Below are 17,556 nucleotides of genomic sequence, written 5' to 3' on the forward strand. Positions count from 1 at the left end.
GCCGGGCGCGGACATGCAAAAGGCGGCCCTCCGAAGTTCGAAAGGCCGCCTTCGCGGGAATGGATTATCGCACGGTCGATCAGGCGGCGAGCGACTTTACCTTTTCAGTGACGATCGACACGCGGGTGCTGAGCGGCTGGGCCACGTCACCGGCGAGTTTGATCAGCGCTTCGCTGTTCTTCGCGGTTTCCTTGGCAAAGGCGTCGAAAGTGCTCGACAGCAGTTCGCTCTGCAGCTGGAAGAATTCGGCCGGGGTCTTGACCTGAGCGATGCTCTTCATCGCGGCGGTCGCCTTTTCAAAGGTCATGCGGCTGTATTCGGCGGCGTCCTGGCCCATCGTCTCGATGCCCTTGGCCGCGATCTTGCCGGATTCGACCAGCGCTTCGACATTGCCCTTGGCAAGGTCGCCAAATTCTTCAACGGCTTTGGTCGACTTCTCGACGCCAGCCTTCGCCTTCTCGCTCATTTCTGAGAACGCGCCCTGAAAGCGGACCTTGGCGTCCTCGGCAAATTTCTTCGAATTTTCGAGTATCTCGTTCATTAGTTTCGTTCCTTCCAAATCCATCGGCGTAGCCGCCAATTCTGTTTGCGTTACGGATTCACTTTTGGTTTTTGTTATGTCGGGCACCGGCTTCGGCACCAGAGCCGGGATTGGCTCGGCAGGGACGGGCGCAGCCACCACCGGCTTCACCACCGCCACCGGAAGGGGTGCGGGAACGGGCGCGACAGCGGCCTTGCGCGGCGCGACCGGTTTTGGCGCTGCGACGGCTTTGCCAGCCGGAGTGGCTTTTGGCGTTCCGACCGGAACCGTCGGGCTCTTCGCGGGCACTGATTTGACGCCAGCGGGCCGCCCACGCTTTTTGGGTACGTCGACCATCTTCCCAACCCTCATCATTTGTTGCAGTGCACAATAATGCATATTAGGCATATTTGCAAGGGTTATTGTGCGGTGCAGCAAAATAATATCGACGCGGTTATGGAACCGCGCGAAAAGGTCGGCGAATATCCTGTTTAAGCCACGGCGAGGATGCGGCAATCGCGCGGATTAGCGGCTTTTTACGTAGCGCCCCGGTGCGTCCTCGATCGCGGGCATGCTGCCCTTGCCCGGCCGCCGCGCATGCTTGGCGGGCACTTTCGGATCTGTAAAGTCCTGAATCCAGTCGATCCAGTCCGGCCACCAGCTGCCAGGGGTCTCCCGTGCGATTCGGGTAAATTCTTCGAGAGACACGGCGGCCTTGTCTGCTGTCCAATACTGATATTTGCCCGACCCGGGGGGATTGATAACCCCTGCGATATGCCCCGATCCTGCAAGCACAAAACGCAGTGGCCCGGTGAAATGCTCGGTGATTTTCCAGACGCTCTTCGGCGGTGCGATATGGTCCTCGCGGCCCGCCTGCACATAGCTGGGGGTCTTGACCCGATGCAGCTCGATTGGTGTGCCATCGATCTGCACGCCGCCTGGCGTCGCCAGCAGATTGTCACGGTAAAGGTCGGTCAGATACGCGCGGTGCCATCTGGCGGGCAGGTTGGTCGTGTCCCCGTTCCAGTACAACAGGTCGAACGGGGCATAGTCCTTGCCGAGCAGATAATTGTCGACGACATAATTCCAGATCAGGTCACGCCCGCGCAGCATGTTGAAGGTCGCCGCCATATAGCGCCCGTCGAGATAGCCCGGCGCCGACAGCTGGTCGACCAGTTTCAACACCTCATCGTCGATCAACATGCCAAGGTCGCCCGCTTCGCGAAAATCCACCTGTGCCGTGAAGAAGGTCGCGCTCCTGACCTTGTCCGCCTCGCCCCGCGCCGCAAGCAGGGCGAGCGTCGCCGCGAGCGTCGTACCCGCCACGCAATAGCCGATGCTATGGACACTCTCGACGTCCAACAGCTCGCGCACCCGGTCGATTGCGTCGATCAGGCCGCGCAGGATATAATCGTCCCACACCAGATCCTTCATGCTGGCGTCCGCCGATTTCCAGGAAACCATGAAGACGGTCAGCCCTTGGTCCACCGCCCATTTGACGAAGCTTTTGTGCGGAGCGAGATCGAGGATGTAGAAACGGTTGATCCATGGCGGGAAAATGATGAGCGGTGTTTCCAGCACCTTCTTGGTGGTCGGCTCGTACTGGATCAGCTGATAGAGCGGTGTTTCGTAGACGACCTTGCCCGGGGTCGCGGCGAGATTGACGCCGACGGTAAAGGCGGAGCCATCGGTATGGGTGAGCTGGCCCTTGTCCATATCGGCCAGCATGTGCCGAAGCCCGCTAACAAGGTTTTCGCCATTGGTTTCGATCGTCTTCTGGATGACCTGCGGGTTCGTGATCGGAAAATTGCTAGGGGAAAGGGCATCGACCACTCCCTGCATCGCAAAACGCAGTTGCTGCTTGTGCTTGGGATCGACCCCGTCGACCGTGTCCGTGAGGCGAAGAAGATAATCGGAGACGAGCAGATAGCTCTGCCGCATCATGTCGAAGAAGGGATGCGATTGCCATTGCGGATCGGCAAAGCGGCGGTCCTTGCGGCCGGCGACCGACCCTTCCGGAGCGGGCGCGGGCTGGCCGGCCGCTTCGGCAAAGCGTTCCCACAGCGCCAGACTGTCCTTCGCGAAATCCGCCTGGACGCGGGCAAAGGTTTCCGGCTCGAACAACAATTCAGGAGTGATCGCCGGGGCCGGGGGCGTGTCCGTCCGGGTCGCCAGATTGGCAGCATGTTCCAGGACAAGCTGCTGCGCGCGCCCCAGCGTATTGGTCCATTGCTGCATCTGCTCCAGGGTCGGCATGGCGGAAAGGGTTGCCAAAGGAGCGTTGCTGTCTTGGTCGGCCAATAGGATCTCCTGCCGTTCGATTGCCCATCGGAAAGCAAAGTCGCGCTTTTGCTGGCCAGTGGCTGGCTGCGGGTATATAGCGCTGGACAGCCGTGGAAAACCCCCGACGGGGATAACGGCCCATTATTCCGCCGGATCACGACGAAATGATGGCTCAACCCGCAACCGACGAAAGTCTCCGATAATGTCTGAAGAATTCTACCGCATGAAACGCCTTCCTCCCTACGTCATCGCTGAAGTCAATGCGATGCGGGCGGCGGCGCGTGCGGCGGGTGAGGATATTATCGATTTGGGTATGGGCAATCCGGACCTGCCGCCTCCCCAGCATGTGATCGACAAGCTGGTCGAGGTCGCAACCAAGCCCGACGCCCATGGCTATTCCGCGTCGAAGGGTATCCCCGGTCTTCGCCGGGCGCAGGCCAATTATTATGCCCGCCGTTTCGGGGTCGAGGTCGATCCGGAAACCGAAGTGGTCGTGACCATGGGATCGAAAGAGGGGCTGGCGAGCCTCGCTACCGCGATCACCGCACCGGGCGATGTGGTGCTGGCGCCCAACCCCAGCTATCCCATTCACACCTTCGGGTTCATTATCGCCGGCGCGACCATTCGATCGGTGCCGACGACACCCGACGAGAACTATTGGCGCGCGCTTGACCGGGCGATGGCGTTCACCGTGCCGCGCCCCAGCGTGCTGGTCGTCGGCTATCCGTCGAACCCGACCGCCGAGACTGTCGATCTGGCCTTCTATGAGCGGCTGGTGGCGTGGGCAAAGCAGAATCAGGTGTGGGTGCTGAGCGACCTCGCCTATTCGGAGCTCTATTATGACGGGAATCCGACCCCCTCCATTCTGCAGGTGAAGGGTGCGAAGGATGTGGCCGTGGAGTTCACGTCGCTGTCCAAGACCTATTCGATGGCGGGCTGGCGCATCGGGTTCGCGGTCGGCAACCAAAAGCTGATCGCGGCGCTCACGCGGGTGAAGAGCTACCTGGATTACGGCGCGTTCACGCCCATTCAGGCGGCCGCGTGCGCGGCGCTCAACGGGCCGCAGGATATCGTGCAAAAGAACCGCGAGCTCTATCACAAGCGTCGCGACGTGCTGGTCGAAAGCTTCAGCCGGGCGGGGTGGGATATTCCCTCACCACGCGCGTCCATGTTTGCATGGGCACCGCTGCCGCCTGCTCTCAAGGACATGGGCAGCCTGGAATTTTCCAAGCAGCTGCTCACCGAAGCCAAGGTCGCGGTCGCGCCCGGCGTGGGATATGGCGAAGATGGCGAAGGCTTCGTGCGCATCGCGCTCGTCGAGAACGAGCAGCGGCTGCGGCAGGCGGCCCGCAACGTCAAGCGGTTCCTGCAAAGCAAGGGTGTGAATGTCGCCGGGCAAAAGGCGGCGGGATGAGGGTTCGGGGCTAGATCCAGGCATGCTCACCGCCCCCCAGGCCGCGCAAGTCGCTCAGACGATCCAGCTCGCGCTGGCGCCGGTGTTCCTGCTCGCGGCGATCGGCACGTTCCTCAATGTCTGCACGGGACGGTTGGCGCGGGTGATCGATCGCTCCCGCGCCGTCCAGCGCATGCTGCTGGTGACACAGGGCCGCGAGCATTCCGGCCTTGTCCGTGAGCTGGACACGCTCGACGTACGCATGACGGTCGTGAACACGGCCATTTTCATGGCTGCGGCGAGCGGGGCGACTATCTGCGGAGTGGTCATCCTGCTGTTCGCGGCGGAATTGTTCGACGTGCATATGGGCACGCCGATCGCGTTGCTGTTCATGCTGGCGATGATTTTGCTGTCCGGCGGGTTTGCGACCTTCATCCGGGAAATTCATCTTGCTTCGCGGACGCTGCACATTCGCAATGAAGTGCTCGGTCACGGGGCGCGCGAACCATGATCGCGCGTTGGGAACGACGGATGCTCCAGATTGTCGTACTGGCGGCATGCGGAGTGCCATTGTTCACAGGGAGCCGGGGCGTGTGGCTGGGGCCGTACTGGCTGAAGGGCGTGCAGGATGTTCCGGTCGACCTCGACAGCCATTTTCGCTACCTGAGTGGCATCTTTCTGGGGGTGGGACTGGCGTTCCTGTCCTGCGTTCCCGCGATTGAAACGAAAGGTCCGCGGTTCCGTATGCTGGGCGGCTTCGTGGTGCTGGGCGGATTCGTGGTGCTGGGCGGATTGGCGCGTTTATGGTCGCTGGTGAGTGTCGGCGCGCCGACCGGGGGCCATATGTTCGGCCTGGCAATGGAACTTGGTGTCGTGCCGCTGTTGATGCTGTGGCAGTGGCGGTTCGCACTACGCTGGCAGGGGTGATGCCAGCCGCTCAGTGCTCCATGCGCAGGCGTTCGACCTCGTCCTGCAGGTGCTGAAGGGAGGTGAGGAGGCGCTGGCGCTCGACCTGCGTTTCCTCCAGCTCGGCCTTGACTTCCCCCAGCTCGACAGCGCGGCGCGCGATGCGGGCATCGAGCGTCTCGTTGTACCGTTCCAGCTCCGCCATCTGACGCGCCCGCGCGATCGAATGGCGCATACGCACGTCGAGGGTATCGAAATCAAACGGCTTGACGATATGATCATCGGCGCCCGCGCCCAGCGACTCTACGGCGCCCACGTTCGAACTCGCGCCGGAAATGGCCATGACCGGCGCACCCGACAGTAGACCGGACGCCAGCATCTTGCGGATCGTTTCGGTTCCCGACAGCATGCGCATGCCCATGTCGACAAGGATCAGGTCGAATTGCTGCGCCAGCAACATGCTGACAGCGGTAAAGCCGTTTTCGGCCAGGGTAGCGTCGTAGCCCATATGCGAAAGACGCTTGCCGATGGCTGACAGGGCGGCTGCATCTTCGTCCACCACCAGAAGGCGCAGGCGACGCATCATGCCCAGCGCGCCGGGTGTGCTGCCCTCCGCGCCAACCCTTGCGGGCCGCGCCGTTTCCATCTTCGAATTGCCCGATCGTGTGGTCCAGAGCATGATGATCGCCTCATTCCGTCTTTCGGCAGAATAAGGCGCGAGTCCCCAAGATTTGGTTAATGACCCGTCAACGGCCAACCGGGTGCCCGCAGGCAAGCGATCGGCTAGCGTGCGTCCTGCGCCGCCGCGATGGTCGGTTTGTAGGTATCCATGATGGCGCGCAGTTCCGGACTGATGACACGCGTGTCCTTGGGGCCATGCACGACCATCACCGTGTCGCCCGTCGCCACGCAGACATCGTTCTGAAACGCGGCGTGGAACAATGTCCAGCTGCTATGGCCAATGTGACCGATAGCGCTGCGGACGATCATATCCTGCGGCGGATGGGCTTCGCGCAGATAGTTGATGTAGACGGCCGCCACCAGCCAGCGTGTGCCGAGATCCACCGGATGCTGCCCCAGAAGATGATGCAGGTGAACGCGGGCGGTCTCGAAAATGCTCGCCATGGCGACGTTGTTGACATGGCCCATCGTGTCGAGATCGGAATATCGCAACGGAACCGTTGTTATAACGGGATAGGCAGTGGCGTCCTGCCGCCAGGGTTCGGGTTTTGCCATCGATCCTCTTAGAAACTATTGGCTAAGGTGACCCCATCCTAATTTGTCGGCAACGAGATACAACTCCACCCACCATAAAAGCAGAGCGTGCGATGAATATGACACAGATCGAAGTGGCCCTGGACGCCCACGCCACTCTGGGGGAGAGCCCCCGGTGGCACGAGGCGGAGCGTCGCCTGTATTGGGTCGACATCCCGGAATGCGCACTGCATCGCTTCGATCCCGCGACCGGTCGGGACGAAAAGCGGATATTCGCGCAGCAACTGGGATGCCTGGCGTTTGTCGCGGGTGGCGGCCTGATACTGGGGATGAAGGACGGGTGCGCCTGGCTGGAACGCTGGGATGCGGAGCCGGTGCCATTCGGTCCGCAGATCTTCGCGGGCGACCCGGACCGGCGATTCAACGACGGCCGCACGGACATCAGGGGGCGCTTCTGGATCGGCAGCGTCAATACCGCGAAAAGGCAGAATGATGCCGCGCTTTACTGCCTCTATGGCGATGGCGCTCTCGAGGAAGCCGAGGGGGGCATGCTGACCTGCAACGGCGCGGCTTTCGGGGGAGATGGCGCGCACTTCTGTCACACGGATACGCCCAGCCACATGCTGCGTGTCTATCGCTATGATCCCGACACCGCCACGCTTTCCGACCACCGCGTCCTTCACCAGTTTCCGCAAGGAAAGGGGCGGCCCGATGGCGGAAGCTATGATGAGGCAGGCTATTATTGGTCAGCGCTGTTCGACGGGGGACGTGTCGTGCGGATTTCGCCGGAGGGCGCCATCGTTCAGGAGGTCACGCTTCCGGTCAGTCGCCCCACGATGATCGCATTCGGGGATGAGGACCGGCGGACGGCCTATGTCACTACGGCGCGCGCGGGGCTTGACGCGGCCCGGCTTGCTGCAGAGCCTCTTGCCGGGGCGATCTTCCGCTTTCGGGTGGACGTCCCAGGCGTGGCGGAGGCCGATTTCGTTCGCACGGCGCCGGTCCTCCGGCCTTAAAGTTGGTGCCTAATTGACGCACTGCGCTCTCGATTCGGCGCATTGCGGACCGAATCGTTAACTATCTTGGCGCATGAGGCACGGTGCGCTAAGCACCGCCGCGCGGGCTGCGCCGTGCTGGGGATCCTGTGGGGGAGAAGAACAATGGAGTGGAAGCGCGTCGTTGCGCTGGGTGGTCTGTTCGTGGCGAGCCAGGCTGCTTCGGTTCCCGCGAGGGCGGGCGGCTTCATGCTCGCGGAACAATCGCAGCGGGAAATCGGGCGTGCCTTTTCGGGCGGCGCGGCGGCGGCGGACGATCCATCCACGGTGTTTTATAATCCTGCGGGGATGACCGAGCTGGACGGATTTCAGATCACGTCGGGCGCGACGGCCCTGTTCGTGCAATCGGCACAGCATAATCGTGGAAGCACGCGCAGCGTGACGTCTGCCGGGGTAACGACCACGACGGCCCTCACCGGCGGCGATGGCACCAGTCCGTTCGCGTCTGTCGTGCCGGTACCGACTTTGCACGCCAGCAAGAAGCTGGGATCGCGTCTCTGGGCCGGACTGGCGGTCAACGCGCCTTTCGGGCTCAAGCTGACCTACCCGTCCGATTATTTTGGCCGTTACGATTCGATTCATTCCAACCTGTTCACACTCGATGCTGCGCCGAGCCTCGCGTACCAAATCAGTGACAGCGTTTCGGTCGGTGGCGGGCTGGATGTGCAATATGCGAAGGTCATACTGACCAACGCCCTGCCCAATTATACCGCTACGCCTGACGGCCTGTTGCGTGCCAAGGGTGACGACGTTTCGGTGGGTTGGAACGCCGGACTGCTGGCAAAATTGGGTCAGGCGCGTGTCGGCCTGCATTACCGGTCGGGCATTCGGCATGAGCTGAAGGGCAATTTCGCCATCACCGGTCTGACTGGACCGCTCGCCATAGCCAACACCAGCACCAGCCTGCGGGCACCGCTGGAGTTGCCCGGCAGCGCTACGGCGAGTGTCGCCCTGCCGCTCGGTCAACGCACGACGCTGATGGCGACGGCGCGCTGGCATAACTGGTCGGTGTTCAAGGAGATCCGCCTACAACCGGCAGGTCGATCATCGCTCACCAAGGCTCTCCGGTACAAGGATAGCTGGAGCGTCTCGTTGGGCGCCGACCACAAGGTCAGCGACGCGCTGACCCTGCGTGCGGGCGCGATGTTCGATGAAACACCGACCAACACGGCGCTGTTCAGCACGCGCGTGCCCGATGGCGATCGTATCTGGGCAAGCGGCGGGTTGAGCTATGCATTGTCGCCGCGCCTCACGCTCAATGCCTCCTATGCGCATGTCTTCATTCGCTCGGGGAATTTTGCGCGCAGCGACACCTTCGCGCCCGGGCTGTCCATCCGGACGTCGTCCCACGTCAGCGGGAATGTCGATATGCTGGCCACATCGGTCACGGCACGCTTTTAGCGAAGGAAAAGAACGGCTATAGGGAAGCCTATGCCTTCCCCGGAGCCGTATCTTCATGTCCGAACATAATCCCGGTTTGCGCCCCTGGCGTGACATCACGCGTCGCAAGAGCCGCCAGATCATGGTCGGCGACGTTGCGGTCGGCGGCGACGCGCCGATCACCGTGCAGACGATGACCAACACGCCGACGTCCGACGCACGCGCGACGATCGACCAGATCCGCCGTTGCGAAGAGGCGGGCGCGGACCTGATCCGCGTGTCCTGTCCGGATGAGGAATCCACCGCCGCCCTTCGGCAGATCGTCCGGGCCGCGCGCGTGCCGATCATCGCCGACATTCATTTCCACTACAAGCGCGCGCTCGAGGCGGCCGATGCGGGAGCCGCCTGTCTGCGCATCAACCCCGGCAACATCGGCAGCGCGGCGCGCGTCAAGGAAGTGGTCGACGCTGCCAAGGCCAATGGCTGCGCAATCCGCATCGGCGTGAACGGGGGCAGCCTCGAAAAGGATTTGCTCGAAAAATATGGCGAACCCTGCCCCGATGCGCTGGTCGAAAGCGCGCTCGACCATATCAAGCTGCTGCAGGATCAGGACTTCCACGATTATAAGGTTGCGGTAAAGGCCAGCGACGTCTTTCTGGCGGTTGCCGCTTACATGCAGCTCGCCGACGCCGTCGATTGCCCGCTGCATCTGGGCATCACGGAAGCGGGCGGCCTGATCGGCGGCACGGTCCGAAGCGCGATCGGCATCGGCAACCTGCTCTGGGCGGGCATCGGCGATACGATCCGTGTCTCTCTCTCGGCGGAGCCGGAGCAGGAGGTGCGCGTCGGGTTCGACATCCTCAAGTCGCTGGGGCTGCGCACGCGGGGGGTGCGGGTCGTCTCGTGCCCCAGCTGCGCGCGGCAGGGGTTCGATGTGATCCGCACGGTGCAGGCACTGGAGGAGCGACTCCAGCATATCCGCACGCCCATTTCGCTTTCCGTGCTGGGCTGCGTAGTCAACGGACCGGGCGAAGCACGCGAGACGGATATTGGCATTACCGGCGGCGGCAACGGCAAGCACATGGTTTACCTGTCGGGCGTGACCGACCATCATGTGCAGGATGCTGGGATGATCGATCATATCGTTAGTCTGGTGGAGGCCAAGGCGGCGGAAATCGAGGCGGCTAAGCTGGAAGGCGAGAGCAGCGACGCGGGCAAGGCCAGTGCGGTCGCTGCGGAATAGAGTGACAACCCGAGAAGTCCGTCCCGCCGACGAAGCGGTCCTTGAAAGCGGCGGCGTCCCTCCGGCAGCGGGGCGCTCTGTGGCGGTACCCACCGTCGCCGCGGGTGCGGGTGCAATGGGATCGGGGGCCATGGGAGCGGGCGCGATCGGGGCTGTGGCTCTGGGCGCTCTGGCAATGGGTGCCATCGCCATCGGGGCGCTGGCGATCGGTCGCTTGGCCATCGGCCGACTTTCGGTGCGCAGCCTTCGCGCGCGGGACGGGGCCATGGACCGGCTGCACGTCGGCGAACTGGTGGTCGACCGGCTCCGGATCGATCAGCTCGACATCGGTCGGCAATCTGATCCCGCGGAGTCGCATACTGCTCGATAAGGCGCTCGTCCGCTATCCGATGCCCGCCAGGAACGCGATGCGAAGGGTCTCGGACAGTGTATGCGTGCCAAGCTTTTCCATCAGATGGGCGCGGTAGATCTCTACAGTCCGCGGACTGATGTCGAGCGCGATGGCAATCATCTTGTTGGATTTTCCCTCCACCAGACCGATCAGCACTTCCCGCTCCCGCGTCGACAGTCGGGCAAGTTGTGAGCGGGCGCGATCAAGCGCCGCCGTCGCCGCCAGACCCTGACGGACCTTCCCCAGCGCCTCGTCGACCGTCATCATGAGCTGCACGGGGTCATCGGCTTGCGCAATATAATCGATTGCACCTGCCTTCATGACTTCGATCGCAATGCTGATCTCGGGATGGTTCGCCAGTACGACGCAGCGAAACCGCCCGTCGCGCTTGAGCGCCCGTATGCGAGACGCCGTCCCGCCGGGTGCGCCCTCATCGCGGATGACAACACAGCCCGGGTCCAGTTCGGAGCATTGCGCCAGAAATTCGTCCGCGCAGCCATACGCCATCACGACGGTATTATAACGATTGCACATCAGCGCGTGGAGAGCGCCCCGCGTCTGTACATTGCCGTCGAGGATATAAATGTAGCTGAGTCCCAGCGACGCCCGGTCGGCGGATGAAAGGCGGTCTGCCTCCGGCGACCACAGGGCGAGCGGGGCAGACAGCCGCTCGTTGAGGGAATGCCGCAGGATTGCTGGGGCATTGGGCCGGTCATCGGTCAGGTGGTGCGATTCGAAGATGCCGATGGGCTTTTGCCGTCCAAAGAGTTCATCGCCCTTTTTTGTGTCGAAGCTCATCGTAGACTCCCCCCCGGAGCGCAGGGTCCGGATGTCCGGACGTCAGCAGAGGGTCTTTTTAAACGGTAGGCCGCCCCGAATGCGCCCGAGATTGACCCGTTTTGGCGAAAGTCCGTAGCCTGTGCGCTCTGGGTCGCGGGATTGACGGGTAAAATATCTCCCTTTCGGATCATGTTGCGTCGCTCGCTCAGGAATGGCCCGCCAGACCCTCCATGATCATGCGATTGACGGCGATGAGATCTTCGATCCCTTCGCGTTCCGCAATGACCTCACTGCTGTGACGGTCGACCCATAAGGAGAGGGAGATAATGCCCGCACGCAGAGGGGGCGGCAGCCGGTTGGCGCTGTCGCCGCAGATCGCTCCAAAGGTCTGCCAGATTTCGCGGTTCCAGTGCAGAATATCGGCAAGGGCACGCCCCTGTTCGCCGCGTTGCTGTGCGTCGATCATCGCGCCAGTCACCTGGCTGAGCAGTCGATGTTCGGTATCGCGAGGATGTTCCGTCGCCACTTGCGCGCGCTTATAGGCCGATACGCTCATTGTGCCTCCTGCGGCCCGGCGTGGTCCTACGCGCCGATTTTGATCCTTTGCCTATCATAGAACGGCCTTTGATCTCCGCCGCGCCCGTGTGTGACATTTCTTGGCGGCAACCGCGCGCCGGGCCGCATCCGTCCTATAATTGGCTTGAGCGTTAGCCATATTTCTGACGGACAATCCGAATGCTGAACGGTGTGGGTTTCCTAATCATTCTTGTGTGCGTGTTCGGCAGCTATGTGATGGCTGGCGGCAAGCTGGAGATCATTCTCCACGCGCTTCCCCATGAGATGATGGCAATCGGCGGCGCGGCTTTGGGCGCGTTCATCGTCAGCAATTCCATGCACACCGTGAAGCTTGCGGGCAAAGGCCTGATGCGCTCGTTCAAAGGGCCACGCTGGAAGGATAACGGCTATCTGGACTTGCTGACGCTGCTGTTCCAGCTCCTAACCTTGTTCCGGAAGAGCGGTGCGACCGCGCTCGAACCGCATCTCGACAATCCGCATGAAAGCAGCCTGTTCAGCCGATTTCCCGCTATCCTCGCCGATCATCATCTTGTGGAGTTTCTCTGCGACTATCTGCGCATGATGACGGTGAATTTCGAGGATCCGAACCAGATCTCCGAAGCGATGGAAGCCGACATCGACCGGCATCATCACGAAGAGCTGGAGCCGCAGCATGCCCTGCAAACCATGGCGGATGGCCTGCCTGCCATCGGCATCGTCGCGGCTGTGCTCGGCGTCATCAAGACGATGGGCTCGATCGACCAGCCCGTAGAAATCCTTGGCGGCATGATCGGTGGAGCGCTGGTCGGTACGTTCATGGGTGTGCTCCTCTCCTACTGCATCGTCGGGCCGCTCGCGTCGAAGCTGCTCCAGACCGTGGAAGCGGATTCCAAGCCCTATAATCTCGTGAAAACGGCGATCGTCGGATACGCGCAGAACCTGCCGGTGCAGGTTGCCGTCGAGATCGCCCGGCGCATGACGCCCGCCAGCCACGCCCCCAGTTTCCAGACACTCGAAGCAGCACTTGATGAGGCGAAAAATGGACTCAATGCTCAACCCGCTTGATGATGCCGGTCCGGACGGGCGGATAATCATGCCCGCAAACGTGACCACGGTACTGGCCGAGGATTTGCGCGCGCGGCTGGTGCTCGCGGCGGATCACGACGAGGCGATCTTCATCGATGCCTCGGAAACCGAAACTGTGGGCCAGGCGGCGCTCCAGCTCCTGATCGCCGCGCAGCGGGAGGCGGCACGTCTCGGTTTACCCTTTGTCATCGAGAACATGCGGCCTGAACTGGTGGCCCGGATCGCGCGCCTGGGCTTTGGCGAATTGCTCGGCTTGTCGACGGCAGAGGAGATCGCGCCATGAGCAAGCGCATACTGACGGTCGATGATTCGGCGAGCATGCGGATGCTACTCAGGGTTTCTCTGACTGCGCAGGGCTATGACATCGAGGGCGCAGAGGATGGCGTCCACGGCCTTGCCCGGATGCAGGAGGTCGATCCCGACCTGCTCATCACCGATATCAACATGCCGCACATGGACGGGTTCGAGCTGATCGAGGCGGTGCGCGCGCTGCCCCGCTTTCGCGGAACGCCGATCCTCGTCCTGTCCACGGAATTTTCCGAAGAAAAGAAAACGCGGGCGCGGTCTGCAGGGGCGACCGGGTGGATCACCAAGCCGTTTGATGCCGAGAAATTGGGAGCGGCGATCCGCCGGGTATGTCCATGAGCAACAATGAACTCGACGAGATCCAGGCAATTTTCTTCGAAGAATGCACGGAGGGTCTGGCGACGGCCGAAGCCGGACTGTCAGCAATGGCGTCAGGCGATGCCTCACAGGATGTGATTGCCGGTGTGTTTCGTGCGGTGCACTCCATCAAGGGTGGCGCCGGGGCGTTCGGCCATGACGCGTTGCTCGCCTTTTCGCACGCGTTCGAGAATGTGCTCGACAAGGTGCGGGCGGGCGACATCCCCGCGAACGCCGAGATCGGCCAGCGGCTGCTGGCGGCATTCGATGTGCTGGCCGATCATGTCAACGCGGCCATCGGCCGGTGCGACATGCCCGATGACCATCAGGCGCGAACGATGCTGGATAGCTTACTCGAAGCGGCTGGGCGCGATGCTCCCATCGCCGAGGCGGATCGCACGGCGGCCGTTGCGCCCGAAGCCGACGACTTCGGGTTTGTGCCCGTCGTCGCCACCAGCCTTGACTTTGACACGCCCGACGGAGCCGACCCCGATGCGGCTGCGCTGGCCGACAGGGAAGCGGACGACCGGCCCTGGATCATTACCTTTTCGCCCTCCCGCGCGGCCATGGCGAACGGCGCGGAACCGCTGCTGCTGATTCGCGAGCTGGAGCGGATGGGCGCCAGCGTCGTGGCTGCCGATGCGGATACGCTGCCGCCACTGCGCGAGCTCGATCCGGAACAATCCTATATCGGATGGACGCTGACCATCTCCGGCGCGGTCGACCAGTCCGAAATCGAGGAATGTTTCGATTTTGTCGCCCCGGACAGCCGGGTGGAATATCGGCGGAATGTGCCTGAAACGCCGGACAGGTCGGATGCGGTGGAGGCCGATCCGGCTGGCTCGACGGGACTGCATCTTGTGTCCGATGCCGATCCCGCCGCGCGGACCGGCGGGACGTCGACAGCGGACATCAAGGCCGCCGAGACCGCGTCGCAGACGATCCGCATTGACGTCACCCGCCTCGACATGCTGCTGAACCTTGTCGGCGAACTCGTCATCCGCAACTCGATCCTGACCGACCGTCTGCCGCCCGAAGAGCATGAGAAGGTCGAACTGCCGCAGCTCGGGCGCCTGACCCGAGAGATCCAGGACAATGTCATGTCGCTGCGCGCCCAGCCGATCCGGCAGGCGTTTTCGCGTGTGCCCCGGATTGTGCGCGAGCTGTGCGCAACGACCGAAAAGCAGGTCAATCTGGAGGTGCAGGGGGAGACCACCGAGGTCGACAAGAGCGTGATCGAGAAGATCGGCGAGCCACTGACCCATATGATCCGCAACGCCATCGACCACGGCCTCGAAAGTCCGGACGAGCGGGCTGCGGCGGGGAAGAATCCCATCGGCACCGTCCGGTTGTCCGCGGAGCAAAAGGGCGCCCGTATCGTCATCCGGGTGAGCGATGACGGGCGTGGCATAGATCGGGAAAGGGTCCGCCAGAAGGCCATCGAAAAAGGCATCATCGGCGCGGATGCGTCGCTGAGCGACGACGAGATCGACAATCTGATCTGCGCGCCGGGCTTTTCCACGGCGGAGACGATTTCCAACATCTCCGGACGTGGCGTCGGCATGGATGTTGTGCGCACCAATGTCGAGGCACTGGGCGGGCGGATCGATATTTTCTCCACACCGGGGCAGGGCACCAGCTTCACAATGGTGCTGCCGCTGACGCTCGCGATCCTCGACGGCATGATCGTGCAATTGGCCGGGCAGCGTTATGTCGTGCCGCTCAGCCATGTCATCGAATCAATCAGCCCGCAGCCGGGGCAGGTCAAGGCGCTGTCTCCGCGTTCCGAAGTGATCGATCTGCGCGGCAACTATGTGCCGGTGTGCCGTGTCAGCGATCTGTTCGGCCTGCACGCCAACGACCGCAGGAGCCCGGAAGAGTCGCTGGTCATCATCGTCGAAAGCGAGATCGCGGGCTGCATTGGCTTGATGGTCGACAGCATCGACGATCGCCGGGAACTGGTGGTCAAAAGCCTTGACCAGCATCTCTACCCGATCAGCGGCCTGAGCGGAGCCACGATATTGGGCGACGGCTCGATCGCCCTGATCCTCGACATCGATGCCCTTGTGTCCTCGGCGCAGGCCGCGGGCGGCAGCAAATTTACCCTGAAAGGAGTGGCAGCATGACACAGGAAGCCCCAGCGGCGCAGGATCTGAAATTCGTCACTTTCTCTCTCTCCGGGCAGATGTTCGGCATAGCGATGACGGCGCTGGTCGAGATCCGCGAGTGGGAGGAGCCGACGCCCCTGCCAGGTGTGCCATCCTATGTGCGCGGCGTTACGAACCTGCGCGGCAATGTCGTGCCGGTGGTGGGCCTGGCTGAGCGGCTGGGCTGGCCACCAAGCGTGACGCACGCGCGATCCTGCATCCTCGTCGTCAATCTCGACGGCAAGCAGGCGGGCTTTCTTGTGGACGAAATGAACGACATCGTGTCGATCAGTACCGCCGACGTCCAGCCGCCGCCCGCGCTCGATGGTGCCGATACCTCGATGATTTACGGGCTGGTCCGCGTGTTTGACCGCAACAGCGACACCGGGACCAAGACGGACGACCGCGGCGTCATGGTTTCGCTGATTGATGTCGCCGCGTTGAGCCTGACGCGCGATCTGGATGCCGCTGCGTGAACGCACAATGCGCCTTCGCTCCGGAACCGTCCATGAAACGTCGCGTCCGCACCCTGATCGTCGACGACAGCCCGTCGATGCGCGCGGTGCTGAGGACGATCCTATCGTCCGATCCCGACATCGAAGTCGTCGGTGTAGCGGCCGAACCGGCAAAGGCGCGGCAGATGATCAAGGATCTCAACCCCGATGTCCTGACGCTCGATGTCGAGATGCCGGGGATGAACGGGATCGAATTTCTGGAAAAGATCATGCGGCTGCGGCCGATGCCGGTCGTCATGTGCTCGACACTGACGGCGCGCGGTGCGGACATAACGATCGAGGCAATGCGGTTGGGCGCGGTCGATTGCATCGCCAAGCCTACCGGTGGTCCGGCGGCAGTTCTGGGTACTGCGCCGCAATTGTGCGAGACAGTCAAGGCAGCGGCGCGTTCGACCATACGGCCGATCGATCACAGCCCCCGGCATCCGTCCGCTAGCGGGCCGCCGATGGCCCTCGACCGGGTGATCGCCATCGGCGCGTCCACCGGCGGCGTGGAGGCGCTGTTCGCGCTGCTTTCCGCCTTGCCCGCGCAGGTGCCGCCGATTCTGATCGTCCAGCACATGCCGGGCCTGTTTACGCCAGGCTTTGCCGCGCGGCTCGACAAGCTTTGCGCGATGCGTGTGGTGGAAGCGAAGGACGGCGACCCGCTCCAGTCGGGGACCGCCTATATCGCGCCGGGCAGCGAAGCCCATATGACGCTGAGTGGTGGCCGCAACGGTTGCCTGCGCCTTGTCGCCGACGCTCCGGTGAGTGGGCATCGGCCGTCCGTCGACAGGCTCTTCGAGAGCTGCGCCGCGCTGGGAAGCCGGGCCATCGGCATAATCCTGACCGGCATGGGGCAGGATGGTGCGGAGGGTCTCTTTGCGATGCGACAGGCCGGGGCTACGACCTTCGGCCAGAGCGCTGAAAGCTGTGTCATCTACGGTATGCCCAAATCCGCCTTGCAGCGGGGTGGGGTCGAACAGGAAATCGATCTTGCCGCGATGCCAATGGCGATCATCCGCGCCTGCTGCGAAACCATGAGGGTGAACTGATGCCCGCTGCCTCGGCAATCAAGGTGATGGTCGTCGACGACCAGACCAGCATGCGCGCGATGATCCGCCGCACGTTGCAGGATCTCGGCTTCCGCGACGTTCGGGACAAACCGAGCGCGGTCGAGGCACTCCCTTCGGTCAAGGCCGACCGGGTGCACCTCATCATCTCCGACTACAACATGCCGGACATGGATGGACTGGCATTTCTCCAGGCGGTGCGGAGCGATCCGGTGATCGGCAAGACGGTGTTCATCATGCTGACCGGCTCCTCGGAAAAGTCGGTCGTGCAAAAGGCCGCGGAGCTGGGCGTCAACAATTATGTCGTCAAACCCTTCGCGCCTGCCGCTCTCAAGGAAAAGATCGAGCGCGTCTTCGGTGAGCTGACCTGAC

Annotated in this window: 20 protein-coding genes; 14 read left to right on the forward strand and 6 right to left on the reverse strand. The window is 62.7% G+C overall.

Features of this window, described 5'->3' with window-relative positions; translation table 11 throughout:
* Positions 1–79 precede the first annotated feature (79 nt).
* Together FHS92_RS10145 and FHS92_RS10150 are read right to left on the reverse strand one after the other, a co-directional pair.
* Positions 80–1,036, reverse strand: a complete 957-nt coding sequence (locus FHS92_RS10145; protein ID WP_246351897.1) for a phasin family protein — start codon at positions 1,034–1,036, stop codon at positions 80–82.
* 9 nt (positions 1,037–1,045) lie between these two features.
* Entirely contained in the window at positions 1,046–2,776 is a 1,731-nt protein-coding gene (locus FHS92_RS10150; RefSeq protein ID WP_184080380.1) for a PHA/PHB synthase family protein, read from the reverse strand.
* A 229-nt stretch (positions 2,777–3,005) separates the two neighbouring features.
* On the opposite strand from FHS92_RS10150, the gene FHS92_RS10155 reads away from it, so the two are divergent.
* Genes FHS92_RS10155 through FHS92_RS10165 form a run of 3 tightly spaced genes read left to right on the forward strand, consistent with a single transcriptional unit; the run spans position 3,006 to position 5,123 of the window.
* A complete protein-coding gene (locus tag FHS92_RS10155; RefSeq protein WP_184080068.1) occupies positions 3,006–4,217 on the forward strand; it encodes an LL-diaminopimelate aminotransferase in 1,212 nt (403 codons plus the stop codon).
* A 22-nt stretch (positions 4,218–4,239) separates the two neighbouring features.
* The gene (locus FHS92_RS10160; RefSeq protein WP_184080070.1) at positions 4,240–4,707 is read left to right on the forward strand and encodes a DUF2721 domain-containing protein; all 468 of its coding nucleotides are present in this window, start codon (positions 4,240–4,242) and stop codon (positions 4,705–4,707) included.
* Positions 4,704–5,123 (forward strand): DUF4345 domain-containing protein, encoded by a 420-nt coding sequence (locus tag FHS92_RS10165; protein WP_184080072.1) that lies wholly within the window; start codon positions 4,704–4,706, stop codon positions 5,121–5,123. The genes FHS92_RS10160 and FHS92_RS10165 overlap by 4 nt, the downstream gene beginning before the upstream one ends.
* Before the next feature lie 10 nt (positions 5,124–5,133).
* On the opposite strand, the gene FHS92_RS10170 is transcribed toward FHS92_RS10165, so the two are convergent.
* Both FHS92_RS10170 and FHS92_RS10175 read right to left on the reverse strand, forming a co-directional pair.
* On the reverse strand, positions 5,134–5,781 hold the full coding sequence (locus tag FHS92_RS10170) for a response regulator transcription factor (protein WP_184080074.1): 648 nt from the start codon (positions 5,779–5,781) through the stop codon (positions 5,134–5,136).
* A 104-nt stretch (positions 5,782–5,885) separates the two neighbouring features.
* Positions 5,886–6,338 (reverse strand): acyl-CoA thioesterase, encoded by a 453-nt coding sequence (locus FHS92_RS10175; protein ID WP_184080076.1) that lies wholly within the window; start codon positions 6,336–6,338, stop codon positions 5,886–5,888.
* Positions 6,339–6,430: 92 nt separating this feature from the next.
* Here FHS92_RS10175 and FHS92_RS10180 point away from each other — a divergent pair, with 92 nt between their 5' ends.
* The 4 genes from FHS92_RS10180 to FHS92_RS10195 all read left to right on the forward strand — a co-directional run bounded on the left by FHS92_RS10180 (position 6,431) and on the right by FHS92_RS10195 (position 10,365).
* A complete protein-coding gene (locus tag FHS92_RS10180; protein WP_184080078.1) occupies positions 6,431–7,333 on the forward strand; it encodes an SMP-30/gluconolactonase/LRE family protein in 903 nt (300 codons plus the stop codon).
* Between the two features lie 144 nt (positions 7,334–7,477).
* Positions 7,478–8,773, forward strand: coding sequence for an OmpP1/FadL family transporter (locus tag FHS92_RS10185; protein ID WP_184080080.1), 1,296 nt, complete (start codon positions 7,478–7,480; stop codon positions 8,771–8,773).
* A gap of 55 nt (positions 8,774–8,828) precedes the next feature.
* Positions 8,829–9,995, forward strand: a complete 1,167-nt coding sequence (ispG, locus tag FHS92_RS10190) for a flavodoxin-dependent (E)-4-hydroxy-3-methylbut-2-enyl-diphosphate synthase (RefSeq protein WP_184080082.1) — start codon at positions 8,829–8,831, stop codon at positions 9,993–9,995.
* A 1-nt stretch (position 9,996) separates the two neighbouring features.
* Positions 9,997–10,365, forward strand: a complete 369-nt coding sequence (locus FHS92_RS10195; protein WP_221230980.1) for a hypothetical protein — start codon at positions 9,997–9,999, stop codon at positions 10,363–10,365.
* 12 nt (positions 10,366–10,377) lie between these two features.
* Here FHS92_RS10195 and FHS92_RS10200 read toward each other — a convergent pair whose 3' ends face one another.
* Both FHS92_RS10200 and flaF read right to left on the reverse strand, forming a co-directional pair.
* The gene (locus FHS92_RS10200) at positions 10,378–11,184 is read right to left on the reverse strand and encodes a response regulator transcription factor (protein ID WP_184080084.1); all 807 of its coding nucleotides are present in this window, start codon (positions 11,182–11,184) and stop codon (positions 10,378–10,380) included.
* Between the two features lie 187 nt (positions 11,185–11,371).
* Positions 11,372–11,722 carry a flagellar biosynthesis regulator FlaF gene (gene flaF / locus FHS92_RS10205; RefSeq protein ID WP_184080086.1) on the reverse strand — a complete coding sequence of 117 codons (351 nt, stop codon included), beginning with the start codon at positions 11,720–11,722 and terminating at the stop codon, positions 11,372–11,374.
* Between the two features lie 179 nt (positions 11,723–11,901).
* On the opposite strand from flaF, the gene motA reads away from it, so the two are divergent.
* From motA to FHS92_RS10240, 7 genes are read left to right on the forward strand one after another with little or no spacing between them, the layout of a single operon-like run.
* On the forward strand, positions 11,902–12,786 hold the full coding sequence (gene motA / locus FHS92_RS10210; protein WP_184080088.1) for a flagellar motor stator protein MotA: 885 nt from the start codon (positions 11,902–11,904) through the stop codon (positions 12,784–12,786).
* Positions 12,787–12,814: 28 nt separating this feature from the next.
* Positions 12,815–13,090, forward strand: coding sequence for an STAS domain-containing protein (locus FHS92_RS10215; protein WP_246351898.1), 276 nt, complete (start codon positions 12,815–12,817; stop codon positions 13,088–13,090).
* Positions 13,087–13,452 carry a response regulator gene (locus FHS92_RS10220; RefSeq protein WP_184080092.1) on the forward strand — a complete coding sequence of 122 codons (366 nt, stop codon included), beginning with the start codon at positions 13,087–13,089 and terminating at the stop codon, positions 13,450–13,452. Before FHS92_RS10215 ends, FHS92_RS10220 begins: the two co-directional genes overlap by 4 nt.
* Complete coding sequence (locus FHS92_RS10225; RefSeq protein ID WP_184080094.1) at positions 13,443–15,596, forward strand: chemotaxis protein CheA; 2,154 nt, start codon at positions 13,443–13,445, stop codon at positions 15,594–15,596. Before FHS92_RS10220 ends, FHS92_RS10225 begins: the two co-directional genes overlap by 10 nt.
* Positions 15,593–16,093 (forward strand): chemotaxis protein CheW, encoded by a 501-nt coding sequence (locus tag FHS92_RS10230; RefSeq protein ID WP_184080096.1) that lies wholly within the window; start codon positions 15,593–15,595, stop codon positions 16,091–16,093. The genes FHS92_RS10225 and FHS92_RS10230 overlap by 4 nt, the downstream gene beginning before the upstream one ends.
* A 32-nt stretch (positions 16,094–16,125) precedes the next feature.
* Entirely contained in the window at positions 16,126–17,166 is a 1,041-nt protein-coding gene (locus FHS92_RS10235; RefSeq protein ID WP_184080098.1) for a protein-glutamate methylesterase/protein-glutamine glutaminase, read from the forward strand.
* Entirely contained in the window at positions 17,166–17,555 is a 390-nt protein-coding gene (locus FHS92_RS10240) for a response regulator (RefSeq protein WP_184080099.1), read from the forward strand. Before FHS92_RS10235 ends, FHS92_RS10240 begins: the two co-directional genes overlap by 1 nt.
* Position 17,556 lies beyond the last annotated feature (1 nt).

It is taken from the genome of Sphingobium subterraneum, assembly GCF_014199435.1.
Taxonomy (GTDB): domain Bacteria; phylum Pseudomonadota; class Alphaproteobacteria; order Sphingomonadales; family Sphingomonadaceae; genus Sphingobium; species Sphingobium subterraneum.